The organism is Corynebacterium argentoratense, assembly GCF_021491455.1.
GTDB lineage: Bacteria > Actinomycetota > Actinomycetes > Mycobacteriales > Mycobacteriaceae > Corynebacterium > Corynebacterium argentoratense_A.
In genome coordinates, this window is the sequence record NZ_JAKETN010000002.1 from 350,948 (window position 1) to 364,839 (window position 13,892).

Sequence of the window (13,892 nt, forward strand, 5' to 3'; positions counted from 1 at the left end):
CAAGTGTGCGTGGGGCTCGCGCGGGTTTGTGGACCTTAAATGGCCCCCTAGACCCCACAACGAGAAATGAGCAACACTAAACGTGCTGCTCATTGGTGCCCCAGGTGAGACTCGAACTCACACTGGACGGGTTTTGAATCCGTTGCCTCTGCCAATTGGGCTACTGGGGCGCGCTTGGATAGTTTAGCGCATGGTCAACATTGTTCAAATTTAAGTAGGATCGACGCCGTGACTTCCCCCAAACGACTCATGCTCATCGACGGCCACTCCATGGCCTTTCGCGCTTTCTATGCACTGCCAGCAGAGAAATTTTCCACCTCTTCGGGACAATGCACGAATGCCGTCTATGGCTTTGTTTCCATGCTGTCCAACCTGATCTCCAAGGAAAAGCCGACGCATATTGCAGCGGCCTTTGACGTCGGGCGGACAACCTTCCGCAGTGAGATGTTTCCGGAGTACAAGGCCCAGCGGGAAAGCGCGCCAGAAGAGTTCAAGGGGCAAGTGGGGCTGATTAAGCAGCTTCTCGAGACACTCGGTATCGCAACCCTCGAGAAAGAAAACTACGAGGCAGACGACATCATCGCGACCCTCGCCACCGAAGCTACCGCCGAAGGGGATTTTGAAACCCTTATCGTTACCGGCGACCGCGACTCTTTCCAACTAGTCAATAGTGCGACTACGGTTCTGTACCCGATGAAGGGCGTCAGTGTGCTGCACCGCTTCACGCCGGAGGCTGTGGAGGAGAAATACGGGTTGACTCCCCAGCAGTATCCAGACTTCGCGGCGCTACGAGGGGACCCTTCGGACAACATGCCGGGGATTCCCGGTGTGGGGGAAAAGACGGCACAAAAGTGGATCGTTGGCTACGGCAGTCTCACCCAGCTGCTCGAACAAGCAGATTCCGTTAAAGGCAAGGTCGGCGAGAAGCTGCGCGAGCGTATCGAGCAGGTGCGTCTCAACCGCGAACTCACCGAGATGGTCAAGGATCTTGACTTGCCCTATGCTCCGCAGGACCTCCAGTTCCGCGAGGCCGACGTTGTTGCGATCGCGGACGCCTTCGATTCTCTAGAATTCGGCAATCAACTGCGTCAACGAGTGTTGGCCACACTGCCCAACTTGGGTGCCGCTACTGATCAGCAACAGCATGGCCAGTCGGATGCAGGGGAGTCCAGCGGTAGCGCCACTAGCGATGTTGATCTTTCCTCAGTCGAGCTTGTCGAAGAACCCCTTGCGGATTTTCTCAACAACCAGGGTGGTCGTGCGGTGGTGTGCGCGGGTAACGCGAAGCCGGGGGATGGCGACTGCACAGCGTTAGCGATTGTGGATGAGAACTATCGCGGCGTCATTATCCGTACGTCCGAGATGTCTGAAAACGACGAGCGCGCCTTGGCCCAGTGGCTGGCAAGCGAGCAGCCGAAGTTCTTCCACGGGGCGAAGGCTGCCTGGCACATGCTGCGCGGCCGAGGGTTCGACCTAGATGGCATTGCACACGACACCCTTTTGGCTGCCTACCTGCTGCTGCCAGGTCAGCGCACCTACGACCTGCACGATGTGTACCAGAGGCACACCAAGAAATCCCTCGAGATCGAGCAGCCTTCCGGCCAAATGTCTTTGCTTGATGACGCCGCGGATGATTCTGCTGCATTGAAGTACCTGCTGCACGAAGCGGCGGCGGTGATGGAACTGTCAGCCGTGCTCACCCAACAACTCCAGGAGATTGAATCCTTCGAGCTCTACGTCGACCTAGAGCTGCCACTAGTGCCGATTTTGGCGCAGATGGAGGCAGTGGGTATCGCTGTTGACATCGACAAACTGCAGGAGCTGAAAGACCATTTCCAGCTGAAGGTCAATGAGGCCCAGGATGCGGCACGAGAGCTTGCCGGGGATCCCAATCTGAACCTGTCCAGCCCCAAGCAGCTACAAGTGGTACTTTTTGACACCCTGGAGATGCCGAAAACCAAGAAGACCAAAACCGGATATTCCACGGCTGCGAAGGAAATCGAGGCGCTGGCTAAAAACTACCCGCACCCATTCCTCGATCAGTTGCTGGCTCACCGTGAAAACCAAAAGATGAAGACCACCCTGGAGGGATTGATCAAGTGCGTTGCCGCTGACGGTCGCATCCACACCACGTACAAGCAGACCGTGACCTCCACCGGACGCTTGTCTTCGACCGACCCGAACCTGCAGAACATTCCGGTGCGTACCCCTGCGGGACGCGAGATTCGCTCCGCTTTTGTGGTTGGGGATGGCTACGACACGCTGTTGACGGCTGACTATTCCCAGATTGAGATGCGCGTTATGGCGCACCTGTCCGAGGATGCAGGTCTAGTCGAGGCATACCGTCAGGGCGAAGACCTCCACAACTATGTTGGCTCTCGGGTGTTCGAGGTGCCGGTTGAAGAGGTCACCCCGGAACTGCGACGCAGGGTGAAAGCCATGTCTTACGGGCTGGTGTATGGCCTGTCCGCCTATGGCTTGTCCGGCCAGTTGGACATCACCCCTGGCGAAGCCAAGTCCATCATGAACAATTACTTCAAGCGTTTTGGTGGGGTCAAGGCTTATCTGGATGGTGCAGTGGCGCAGGCGCGCCAGTCGGGCTACACCGAAACGATGTTCGGGCGGCGGCGTTATTTGCCGGAGCTTGACAGCGATAATCGGGTTGTGCGGGAAAACGCGGAGCGTGCAGCACTTAATGCGCCCATTCAGGGCACTGCAGCTGACATCATCAAGGTTGCGATGCTGCGTGTTGACGCCGCGTTGCGTGACGCAGGCGTGCGCAGCCGGGTGCTGCTGCAGGTACACGACGAGCTAGTTGTTGAGGTGGCGAAGGGCGAGCTGGATAAGGTGCGCAGGATCGTTGAGGATGAGATGGACAACGCCATCGAGCTAAGTGTTCCTTTGGAAGTCAGCAGTGGGCACGGTTCTAACTGGGACGAGGCGGCGCACTAGGCGGCATAAGCAGCGGGTATGTGCTATTGTTGTTTCCGCGCGTCAGCTCGCGGTTTCGCAGCTCGGGTAAACACTAGGAAGGCCCGGCCGCGTCGCTAGCAGGAAAGCCTCTCGGCTTGGAATTATATCTTCCAGTTCAAGGGTGTTTTCTGACGTGCCTAATCTGTCCGTTTACAGACTTCCTAGGCCATTTTCGGAGCACTTTTACATATGCCCACCAATAACGTCCCTCAGGTAGCCATTAACGACATTGGCTCTGCTGAGGATTTCCTCGCCGCGGTCGACGCAACCATCAAGTACTTCAACGATGGTGACATCGTCGAAGGTACCGTCGTCAAGGTTGACCACGACGAAGTCCTTCTGGACATCGGATACAAGACCGAGGGTGTCATCCCCTCCCGCGAGCTGTCCATCAAGCACGATGTTGACCCCGGTGAAGTTGTCGCCGTCGGTGACCAAATCGACGCACTGGTCCTCACCAAGGAGGACAAGGACGGTCGCCTGATCCTGTCCAAGAAGCGCGCACAGTACGAGCGCGCATGGGGCGCCATCGAGGAGCTCAAGGAAAAAGACGAGCCCGTTACCGGTACCGTCATCGAGGTCGTCAAGGGCGGCCTGATCCTGGACATCGGTCTTCGCGGCTTCCTGCCTGCTTCCCTCGTCGAGATGCGTCGCGTTCGCGAGCTGGATCCGTACATCGGCCAGCAGATCGAAGCCAAGATCATCGAGCTGGACAAGAACCGCAACAACGTTGTTCTTTCCCGCCGCGCATGGCTCGAGCAGACCCAGTCTGAGGTTCGCTCCGAGTTCCTGCACCAGCTGCAGAAGGGCCAGGTCCGCAAGGGCGTCGTGTCCTCCATCGTCAACTTCGGTGCATTCGTTGACCTCGGCGGCGTTGACGGTCTCGTCCACGTCTCCGAGCTATCCTGGAAGCACATCGATCACCCCTCTGAGGTTGTTGCAGTTGGCGACGAGGTCACCGTTGAGGTTCTCGACGTCGATCTCGACCGCGAGCGCGTGTCCCTGTCTCTGAAGGCCACCATGGAGGATCCGTGGCGCGTCTTCGCTCGCACTCATGCTGTGGGCCAGATCGTTCCGGGCAAGGTCACCAAGCTCGTTCCCTTCGGTGCGTTCGTTCGCGTCGAAGAGGGCATCGAGGGTCTTGTTCACATCTCCGAGCTGGCTGAGCGCCACGTCGAGGTTCCGGACCAGGTCGTCGCCGTTGGCGAAGAGGTCATGGTCAAGGTCATCGACATCGACCTCGAGCGTCGTCGCATCTCCCTGTCCCTCAAGCAGGCTGACGAGGACTACACCGAAGAGTTCGATCCGTCCAAGTACGGCATGGCTGACTCCTACGACGAGCAGGGTAACTACATCTTCCCCGAGGGCTTCGACCCCGAGACCAACGAATGGCTCGAGGGCTTCGAGACCCAGCGCGCCGAGTGGGAAGCTCGTTACGCAGAGTCCGAGCGTCGTCACCAGCTCCACACCGCTCAGATCGAGAAGCACCGTGCTGCTGCCGCAGAAGCTGCAGAAGCCGGCGCAACCAACTACTCCTCCGAGACCTCTGAGGCAGCTCCGGCCGCAGAGGCTACCGAGACCGCTGGTTCCCTTGCATCTGACGAGCAGCTCGCTGCTCTTCGCGAAAAGCTCGCTGGTAACTAAAAACCAGTAGCTCTAGCTAGCACAAGCCGCCGGGTGCCATCCGCACCCGGCGGTTTTTTGTGTCCGCGTCGGCACAGAAGTGGAGCAGTAGAAAATCTGCGCCTATGTTGTTTTTCACACTTCTTTGGGGTCGTGTGGAGTATCGCTCAAGAAAAGCGCAGTAAGAAGCGTGCAATGTTGTTTTTCGCGGTCAGGGGTTTTGTTTTTTGTAATTGTTTGCTTCTGTTTTTGGGCAATACACTGGGTGAGACCATTAATTGAGCACAACTTAGAAAGGTTCGCTCATGCCGACAAACACCGCGACTGTGTCCCAGTTCATCCTGGACAAGGTCGGTGGCGCTGAGAACGTCACCAATTTGACTCACTGCGCGACGCGACTGCGCTTCCAACTGGCTGACCAATCAAAAGCCGACATTGACGCACTCGACAACAATGACGCCGTGATGGGCGTCGTGCCCCAAGGATCCACTGGTCTCCAGGTGATTATGGGCGGGGGAGTCGCCGAATACTACGCAGGCATCAAAGCATTGCCTGGTATGGCCGACTCTGATGCCAAGGCTGCATCCTCCAAGAAGGAATACGGTGGCGTTCGTGGAAAGTACTCATGGATCGATTATGGGTTCGAAGTTCTTTCCGACACGTTCCGCCCGATTCTGTGGGCTCTGCTGGGCGCCTCGCTGATTATCACCATGCTCGTCCTAGCAGACACTTTCGGTCTGCAGGACTTCCGCGCTGAGAACCAGCCGCCCACGTACCAATTCATGCACGCCATGTGGCGTTCGGTGTTCTACTTCCTGCCGATCATGGTGGGTGCCACCGCAGCTCGCAAGCTGGGCGCCAACGAATGGGTGGGTGCCGCCATCCCGGCTGCATTGCTCACGCCGGAATTCTTGAAGTTCTCCGATCCGGAGTACGCCAAGGGGCTCGCAGACATTTCCGAGGTGGCCGGTAGGACGGTATACACCTACCATGTCTTCGGGCTGCCGATGGTTATCAACGACTACGGCGGACAGGTTTTCCCACCGCTGATCGCTGCCGTCGCATTGTTCTTCGTGGAGAAGCTGTTTAAGAAGATTATTCCCTCTGCAGTGCACATGGTTTTCGTGCCCTTCTTCTCCCTGCTGGTGATGATCCCGGCTACCGCTTTCGTCTTTGGCCCCATCGGTATCGGCGTAGGTAACGGCATTTCTCACTTCCTCGAAGCAGTCAATAACTGGAACTCCTTCGTTCTTGCGATCATCATTCCGCTGCTGTACCCCTTCCTCGTTCCTCTGGGTCTGCACTGGCCGCTGAATGCCATCATGCTGCAGAACATCAACAGCCTCGGCTACGACTTCATCCAAGGCCCCATGGGTGCCTGGAACTTCGCCTGCTTCGGCGTCGTGACTGGTGTGTTCGTCATGTCCATCCGTGAAAAGAACACCACCATGCGCCAGGTATCCCTAGGTGGCGCACTGGCCGGGCTCCTCGGTGGTATTTCCGAGCCGTCCCTCTACGGTGTGCTTTTGCGTTTCCGCCGCTCTTACATCTCGTTGCTGCCGGGCTGTGCCCTAGGTGGCGCTGTGATGGGCTTCTTCAACGTCAAGGCGAGCGCTTTCGTGTTCACCTCCTTGCTGACCATTCCCGCGATGAGCCCGATGCTCGGCTACATGGTGGGCATTGCAGTTGCCTTCTTTACTTCTTTCTTCCTGGTTATTGCCCTGGATTACCGCACGAAGGAAGAGAAGGCTGAGGTCTTGGCGAAGCTTGCTGCAGAGCGCGGAAACGGTTCCGAGGCTGTCGCTGCCGAGGCCGCCGACGTTAACGAGGTCGTGGAGACCAGCGAACGTGTCGACGCTGCCGAGGACGCGGTCAATAATGGAGGCAACGTTGCCGCCGCAGCTGCCGGTGCTGACGCAGCCACTGCGGTAGCTGCTAAGCCCGCGAAGCCCCTCAAGCCCGCTATGCAGCCGGGGGCCGAGACCGTTATTTCCTCACCGATGGAGGGCACCTGCGTGGCCCTGTCAGAGGTTCCGGACGCCGGTTTCGCCTCTGGTGCTGTTGGCAAGGGGGTGGCCATCGAGCCGACTGGTGACAGCGTGTATGCCCCTGCCGATGGCGTTGTGGCGGTGGCTTTCCCCACCGGCCATGCTGTTGCTCTGAAGCTGGATAGCGGTGTGGAACTGCTGATGCACGTCGGCGTGGACACCGTCAACATGAAGGGCGATGGCTTCCAGCTGCACGTCAAGCAGAAGCAGCGCGTGTCCAAGGGCGACAAGCTGATCACTTTCGACCGTGACAAGATCGCTGCAGCAGGTTACCCGGCGATTACTCCGGTGCTGGTAACCAACCACAAGAAGTTCGGTTCCGTTGAGGGCATGAACTTCGGCACCGCAGGTCTTGGCACCGACGTTATTAAGGTCAGCGCTAAGGACGCCTAAGCCACGGCTGAGCGCCTATGTTGTTAGCGCAGCGGCTCCGAAGATTCTTCGGAGCCGCTGCGCTTGTTTCTATCTGCTGCTTCGTATACCGGTGGCTGTGCTTTGCTAGGGTTGCTGCCATGCTGAAAGTTGGGCTCACCGGTGGGATTGGTAGTGGCAAGTCGACGGTTGCCGCACAGCTCGTGGAGCTGTTAGGTGATGACGTCGCGTTGATTGATGCCGACCAGATCGCCCGCGACGTCGTCACGCCTGCGATGCCCGAATTGGTCCGAGCGTTCGGCCAGGGAATTCTCCAGGAAGACGGAAGCCTCAATAGAGGTGAACTTGCAGCCCGGGCGTTCGTCGATCGCGAGCACACCGACATGCTCAACGCCATCATGCACCCCAAAATCAACGAGCTCACCGAGCGTCGATTCCAGCACGCTTCGGCGGAAGGCAAGCTCATCGTCCTCTATGACAATCCCTTGCTGGTGGACATGGGCAAGCACGAGGATGTTGACGTGGTCATAGTGGTGGATGTGGATTCGCAAGAACGCGTCCGCAGGCTTGTGGCCCACCGGGGGCTTGATCCGGATGATGCTCGCCGCCGCATCGCCCAGCAGATCGACGATGATACTCGACGCGCCGCCGCCGATCTGATTATTGACAACAATGGGGGACTGGAGCAGCTCGAGCCGCAGGTCGCGCGCATAGTTAAACAGCTGCGCCAGCTAGCGCACACCACGCCTGCTGGCAATTAGGCAGGCGCGTAGAATATCCCGCATGGCCTTCGCTGCAGAAAACCCCAAGCTGTCCTATTCCGAGCACCGACCACTAGGCGAAGTAGAACGAAGCGATGCACGCTTTGAGGTCATTTCTGAGTATGAACCTGCAGGTGACCAGCCTGCAGCGATCAAAGAGCTGACCGAACGCATCAACCGTGGGGAACGCGACGTCGTGCTCTTGGGCGCCACAGGTACTGGTAAATCTGCAACCGCTGCGTGGCTCATTGAACAGGTGCAGCGACCGACCCTCGTGATGGCGCCGAACAAAACACTCGCGGCCCAATTGGCCAACGAACTTAAACAGCTGCTTCCGAATAACGCAGTCGAGTACTTCGTGAGCTACTACGACAACTACCAGCCGGAAGCCTACATCGTGCAGACGGACACCTACATCGAAAAGGACTCCTCCATCAACGAGGATGTGGAGCGTTTGCGGCACGCGGCGACCTCTGCGCTGTTGTCTCGACGCGACGTTGTGGTTGTTTCTTCTGTGTCGTGCATTTATGGTCTGGGTACACCGCAGTCATATTTGGATCGTTCGATTCTGGTGCGGGTGGGGGAGGAAATTGAACGCGACCGATTGCTGCGCCTGTTGGTCGATATCCAATATGGGCGCAATGACGTCGCGTTTACTCGCGGCACCTTCCGGGTCAAAGGTGACACGGTGGATATCATCCCCGCCTACGAAGAGCTGGCCGTCAGGGTGGAGTTTTTCGGTGATGAGGTCGATGCGCTCTATTACATTCATCCTCTCACAGGCGATGTTGTCCGGCAGGTTGACGAACTCCGCATTTTCCCTGCTACGCACTATGTTGCGGGTCCCGAACGGATGGAAAAAGCTGTCGCGTCGATCAAGGAGGAGCTTGCTGAGCGTCTTGATGACCTGGAGAATCGAGGAAAACTGCTGGAGGCTCAGCGGTTGCGTATGCGCACCGAGTATGACCTGGAGATGATCGAGCAGGTCGGTTTTTGCTCCGGTATCGAGAACTATTCCCGCCATATTGACGGGCGGGCCGCGGGCTCTGCACCAGCGACATTGATTGACTATTTCCCCGAAGACTTTTTGACGATCATCGACGAGTCGCACGTGACTGTTCCGCAGATTGGCGGGATGTTTGAAGGCGATGCTTCCCGCAAGCGCAACCTGGTTGATTTTGGCTTCCGTCTGCCTAGTGCCCTGGATAACCGGCCGTTGACCTGGGATGAGTTTGAGTCCCGTAAAGGCCAGTGCGTGTACATGTCTGCAACGCCGGGTAACTACGAGATGTCGGCTAGTGGGGGAGAGTTCGTTGAGCAAGTCATTCGCCCCACGGGTTTGGTCGACCCTGAGATCATTGTCCGCCCAACCAAGGGGCAGATCGATGACTTGATTGGGGAGATCAACACCCGCGTCGAGCGCAAAGAGCGCGTGCTGGTGACGACGCTGACCAAGAAAATGGCCGAGGACCTCACCGATTACTTCCTCGAGCACGGCATTAAGGTTCGTTACTTGCACTCCGACATTGACACGCTGCAGCGCGTGGAATTGCTGCGGCAGTTGCGCTTGGGCGAGTACGACGTGTTGGTTGGTATCAACTTGTTGCGTGAGGGCCTTGACCTGCCCGAAGTGTCCCTGGTGGCTATCCTTGATGCGGATAAGGAGGGTTTCCTGCGCTCAACACGTTCGCTGATCCAGACCATTGGTCGCGCCGCACGTAACGTTTCCGGCCAGGTTATCATGTACGCCGACAAGATCACCGATTCCATGGAGGAGGCGATCGGGGAGACCGAACGCCGCCGAGCTAAGCAATTGGCTTACAACAAAGAGCACGGGATTGATCCGCAGCCGTTGCGCAAGAAGATCGCCGATATTCTTGATGACGTCGCGGAGCTCGAGGGCAACACAACACCCGTGTCTGCAGCGCCCACGAGGGATATCAGTTCGATGCCTTCGGATCAGGTTCGCACGTTGATTGACGAGTTGGGCGTGCAGATGAAGGAGGCGGCGCGGGAGCTGAAGTTCGAGCTCGCTGGGAGGCTGCGTGATGAGATAGCTGACCTGCGAAAAGAGCTTCGAGCGCTCGAAGACACCGGAATGTAGGCACAGGCGGCGTTGGCTCCGCTAGAGTAAAAGACAGTTATTCATCCACTTTGGAAGGTTTTTCTATGAGCTCCTACAGCACGATCGTTGTTGGCACCGACGGGTCGAAGTCTTCGATCCTCGCAGTCGAGCGCGCAGCAGCAATCGCCGCCGCTTTCGATGCCACCCTCATCATCGGGTGCGCCTACTACGAAAGCAAGGAACAAGCATCCAAGACCCTCCGCCAGGACTCCGTCACGGTCCTCGGCGATGATCCCGCACAGCGCAATCTGGAGACCGCCGCTGATGCAGCGCGCGCTGTTGGGTGTGAAAACATCAAGACAGCCATCAAGCCCGGCACACCCGTGGAGGCCCTCATGGCAATCGTTAATGAGAATCAGGCGGATCTGCTGGTAGTCGGAAACCGCGGAATCAACTCCCTGACCGGTCGCCTTCTGGGTTCGGTGCCTGCCGATGTTGCGCGCCAGTCGGAGTGCGACGTCATGATTGTTCACACCGTCAAGTAACAAGTGTGTGGGTGGTGGTTACCGTCAGACAGGCAGTAACCACCACCACGGGGGATCGACGCGACTGCGGGGTTTAAGGCAGTTCGCCGATAATGTGCAGGCTATGGGTTGCCCGTGTTAGGGCGACGTAGAGGTTGTTGCGCCCCTGGGGGGACTCCGCGATCTGCGTTGGGTTAACCACAATGACGTGGTCGAACTCTAGGCCCTTGAACTGCTCCACGTTGCTCACATCGATGATCGCTACCAGCCCTTCGCCCACCTCAACACAGTCTGGGTCGGTGCCTTCGGGGTGAAAGACAACCGCTCCGCCTTCCCTAATGGACTGGCTGGCTGTTGCGCTGCCGTAGCGTCGGGCGACCTCCATGATCGCCGCAGGCGTACGGTAATTGACAGTGAGTTCATGCGTGCGCAGGCGGCAGCCGGACAGCTCAGCAATGTCAGACCAGGCATCCATTCCCGCCGGCGAGCTGGTTTGATCGGCATCACCAACCAGCGTCATCCACCGGGAGGGGCAACGCCTGAACACCATCCGCCATTCCATCGGAGTGAGCTCTTGGGCCTCATCGACAACGACGTGTCCGTAGGCCCATTCGCGGTCAGCCACGGATCGCTGCGCGGTGGAACGCACATCCTGCTCTTCCTGGCGGGCGGCTAGCGCCTGGGCATCGATCACGTCGTAGGCACTCAGAATTTCCGCGTCGAAACCATCATCGAGGTCGGCATGCTCGGAGCTGCGAAGCACATCCAGAGCATCCTGCGCTTCCTCAACAGCCGCTCGTGCAGCTGCCTTCTGTGCATCGCCTGCAGTCGGCGTGGGACCAAGAAGAACAGCGAGCTCGTCGAGCAACGCAGCATCTGAAGAAGACCAACGGGTGTCCTCAGCACCTTGGCGGTATAGCGCAGTCTGAGTGTCCTCATCGTATTCCGCGCACACCTGAGCGATGCGCTCGCGCGACCCCAGCAACTCAACCAACACGCCTTCGGGAGTCAGCATCGGCCAGAAAGTGTCGCACGCGCCCATAAAATGCTCGTCGGCTTTGAGATCATCATGCAGCTGCGCGATGTCGCCAGCGCCCAAAAGGTTCCCGCCCAAAGGATCAGCACCAATATCCTCGGCACAGGCCCGAGCAGCTAGGGAACACATCTCATCAACAAACACTGATCGAGCAAGATTATGGGGCTTGCGACTGCGACGCGCACGCGTTCGGGCACGCTTAACCATCGCGGCGTCAACACGCACATCCATATCGGCCGCGCGGAACTCCAAAGGTGCATCCGGGACAATCTGATACGCCTTCACCGCCTGGGACAGGATGTAAGCCATCTCCTCGCTGCCCTTGATCTCGCGAGTCAGCAGGGAATCTTCGACGCTCGGAACCATCCCGGGATACATTTCGCCGACCGTAGACAACACCACACCAGTCTCGCCGAGCTCAGGCAAAACCCGAGAGATGTAATCCAAAAAGCGACGATTCGGGCCCACGATCAGCACACCGGTTTTCTCCAACTGCTCGCGCCACGTGTACAAGACATAAGCCACACGATGCAGCGCCACAGCCGTTTTTCCGGTACCTGGGCCACCCTGCACCACCATGACGCCGCGAGATGGATCACGGATGATCGCGTCCTGCTCGCGTTGAATGGTCTCAACGATGCTGTTCATGTGGGTGCTGCGAGCCGCGCTCAACGCCCGCATCAACGCGGTCTCCCCGCCAATACTTAAGTCAACAGTCGAACTGTCTACATCACTCAGACAGCTGGAATCAGCCACCAGAATTTCATCGTTGATGTCCGTGACTGTGCGGCCCTTGGTGCGAATGTGGCGTCGGCGCACCACCGACTCCGGATGAGCGGTCGTTGCCAGATAAAAGGGGCGAGCCATGGGAGCCCGCCAATCCAACAACAACGTCCGGTAATTGTCCTCACGGTCGACGATCCCCAGACGACCGATATACACCGCGGCGCCACCCGCCGAAGACGCAGTACGGTCTGTATCCCCGTCCGCCTCCGAGGGCGTAGGGCAGAGGTCAATGCGGCCAAACACCAAACCAACCTGGGCCAAAGCTAGGGTGTCGAGTTTGGCATTAAGCGAGTGATACTCCGTTTCACGGCGGATCAAGTCCTCCGGATCAGGGTCGCACCGATCCACACGGAGCATCACGTCCCGCAAAGCAGCCTGGGCTTTAGAAACATCCTCGTCGATCCGAGCAAATAGCCCGTCGACGTAAGCTTGCTCTTCAGCTAGCACAACGCTGGGCTTTTGTCGTCCCACACCCACCACTAATTAGTGCTCGATGACGTTCATCGTAGCCTTGCGTGCCTTTTTGGTCGCCCGCAAAGCATCATCGGTAACATCTTCGACCAGCTTGTTTGCACGCCACTTCAAGCCGGGCTTGCCAGCGGTATCCGCAGAAGCAATCAGCAAACCGCCAAGCAACGCGACGTCACTAATAAAACCCGAACGGCGAAGGCGCTTGACCTCAGGATCCTGAGCCTCCCAGAAAGCATTGCGGCCAACCAGAGAAGGAACCTCTAGCGCAGCAAGCACGGCGGCGCTAGTGCGCGGCGCTTTACCCAGTGCAAGAGCCAGTGCAGCCACAATGCGGGCAGCGCCGATACCCTGGGTCAACACAACCGGATTGTTCGGCACAGCCAGACGGTACTGGCGGGGGAGCATCTTACGGACATGCTGAATCACGGTGGCGGTCGTGTCGACCTCTTGCTGCGCATTTTTGACAGTGCTCACACCATCCGCAATGTAGGCGGATGCGACCATGGGGCGGGCAATCTTCCTCAACATAAAAAACGCACCTTCACAACGACGTAAAACCGATAAAGACCATGTCCAACTCTACCAACCTCTACCAACCGCGTTCGCGCCAACGATCCAAACTGCCACGTTCTTTGGCAAGGGTGGTGGGTTCGCCATGGCCGGGATGAATGATCGCGTCATCGTAGCAGTCGAACAGACGGTAGGTGACATCGTCGAGCAACTGGTGGAATTCCTCAGGGTTCTCGGTCTTGCCGACACCTCCCGGGAAGAGGCTATCGCCCACAAAGGCGTGAATGTCACCATCGATTTCAGCGATGACGGCAACCCCGCCAGGAGTGTGGCCGCGCAAAATCCGCACGTCCAGTGTGGAATCACCCAGTGTGATCGTGTCCCCATCGTCCAAACGCACGTCTACTGGGGCGGGCAAAGCGTCTGCGTCTTGGGCGGATGCGTAGTGCTTGGCACCGGTAGCCTCCAGAATCTCCTGGAGAGCTCGCACATGGTCGTCATGGCGATGGGTTGTCAGCACGGCAGTGATCTTCGCCCCGGCCTGTTCAGCGAGCCCTAGAAGTGCCGCAGCATCATCGGCAGCATCGATGAGCAAAGCTTCCTCGCCATCCACCAACAAATAGCAATTGTTGTCCATCTCCGATACAGAGATTTGGTGCAGTTCGAGCTCTCTAGTTTTGGCACTCATGGCCTCAATGCTAGCCAAAGTGTTATCTTCAAGTG

Annotated in this window: 9 protein-coding genes and 1 tRNA gene; 6 read left to right on the forward strand and 4 right to left on the reverse strand. The window is 58.0% G+C overall.

Going from position 1 to position 13,892, the window contains the following annotated elements; translation table 11 throughout:
- Positions 1-93 precede the first annotated feature (93 nt).
- Positions 94-170, reverse strand: a tRNA-Leu gene (locus tag L1C91_RS04120).
- 79 nt (positions 171-249) lie between these two features.
- Between L1C91_RS04120 and polA the strand changes: the two genes are divergently transcribed.
- The 6 genes from polA (at position 250) to L1C91_RS04150 (ending at position 10,387) form a co-directional block, all read left to right on the forward strand.
- On the forward strand, positions 250-2,952 hold the full coding sequence (gene polA, locus L1C91_RS04125) for a DNA polymerase I (RefSeq protein ID WP_234858201.1): 2,703 nt from the start codon (positions 250-252) through the stop codon (positions 2,950-2,952).
- 210 nt (positions 2,953-3,162) lie between these two features.
- The gene (rpsA, locus tag L1C91_RS04130; protein ID WP_234858143.1) at positions 3,163-4,617 is read left to right on the forward strand and encodes a 30S ribosomal protein S1; all 1,455 of its coding nucleotides are present in this window, start codon (positions 3,163-3,165) and stop codon (positions 4,615-4,617) included.
- A gap of 284 nt (positions 4,618-4,901) precedes the next feature.
- Complete coding sequence (locus L1C91_RS04135) at positions 4,902-7,037, forward strand: glucose PTS transporter subunit IIA (protein WP_234858144.1); 2,136 nt, start codon at positions 4,902-4,904, stop codon at positions 7,035-7,037.
- A gap of 119 nt (positions 7,038-7,156) precedes the next feature.
- Positions 7,157-7,777 carry a dephospho-CoA kinase gene (gene coaE / locus L1C91_RS04140; RefSeq protein ID WP_234858145.1) on the forward strand — a complete coding sequence of 207 codons (621 nt, stop codon included), beginning with the start codon at positions 7,157-7,159 and terminating at the stop codon, positions 7,775-7,777.
- 22 nt (positions 7,778-7,799) lie between these two features.
- Entirely contained in the window at positions 7,800-9,881 is a 2,082-nt protein-coding gene (gene uvrB, locus L1C91_RS04145) for an excinuclease ABC subunit UvrB (protein WP_234858146.1), read from the forward strand.
- A 65-nt stretch (positions 9,882-9,946) separates the two neighbouring features.
- Positions 9,947-10,387 (forward strand): universal stress protein, encoded by a 441-nt coding sequence (locus L1C91_RS04150; RefSeq protein ID WP_234858147.1) that lies wholly within the window; start codon positions 9,947-9,949, stop codon positions 10,385-10,387.
- Positions 10,388-10,460: 73 nt separating this feature from the next.
- Here the strand turns inward: L1C91_RS04150 and L1C91_RS04155 are convergent, their stop codons facing one another.
- From L1C91_RS04155 to L1C91_RS04165, 3 genes are all read right to left on the reverse strand, one after another.
- Positions 10,461-12,659 (reverse strand): HelD family protein, encoded by a 2,199-nt coding sequence (locus tag L1C91_RS04155; protein ID WP_234858148.1) that lies wholly within the window; start codon positions 12,657-12,659, stop codon positions 10,461-10,463.
- A gap of 12 nt (positions 12,660-12,671) precedes the next feature.
- Positions 12,672-13,187 carry a DoxX family membrane protein gene (locus L1C91_RS04160; protein WP_234858149.1) on the reverse strand — a complete coding sequence of 172 codons (516 nt, stop codon included), beginning with the start codon at positions 13,185-13,187 and terminating at the stop codon, positions 12,672-12,674.
- A 61-nt stretch (positions 13,188-13,248) separates the two neighbouring features.
- Positions 13,249-13,857, reverse strand: coding sequence for an MBL fold metallo-hydrolase (locus L1C91_RS04165; RefSeq protein WP_268836306.1), 609 nt, complete (start codon positions 13,855-13,857; stop codon positions 13,249-13,251).
- Positions 13,858-13,892 lie beyond the last annotated feature (35 nt).

Coding starts and splice junctions, on each gene's coding strand:
- polA (WP_234858201.1), top strand. CDS start 250: ATGCTCATCGACGGCCACTCCATGGCCTTTCGCGCTTTCTATGCACTG.
- L1C91_RS04165 (WP_268836306.1), bottom strand. CDS start 13,857: ATGAGTGCCAAAACTAGAGAGCTCGAACTGCACCAAATCTCTGTATCG.
- uvrB (WP_234858146.1), top strand. CDS start 7,800: ATGGCCTTCGCTGCAGAAAACCCCAAGCTGTCCTATTCCGAGCACCGA.
- coaE (WP_234858145.1), top strand. CDS start 7,157: ATGCTGAAAGTTGGGCTCACCGGTGGGATTGGTAGTGGCAAGTCGACG.
- L1C91_RS04135 (WP_234858144.1), top strand. CDS start 4,902: ATGCCGACAAACACCGCGACTGTGTCCCAGTTCATCCTGGACAAGGTC.
- L1C91_RS04150 (WP_234858147.1), top strand. CDS start 9,947: ATGAGCTCCTACAGCACGATCGTTGTTGGCACCGACGGGTCGAAGTCT.
- L1C91_RS04160 (WP_234858149.1), bottom strand. CDS start 13,187: ATGTTGAGGAAGATTGCCCGCCCCATGGTCGCATCCGCCTACATTGCG.
- rpsA (WP_234858143.1), top strand. CDS start 3,163: ATGCCCACCAATAACGTCCCTCAGGTAGCCATTAACGACATTGGCTCT.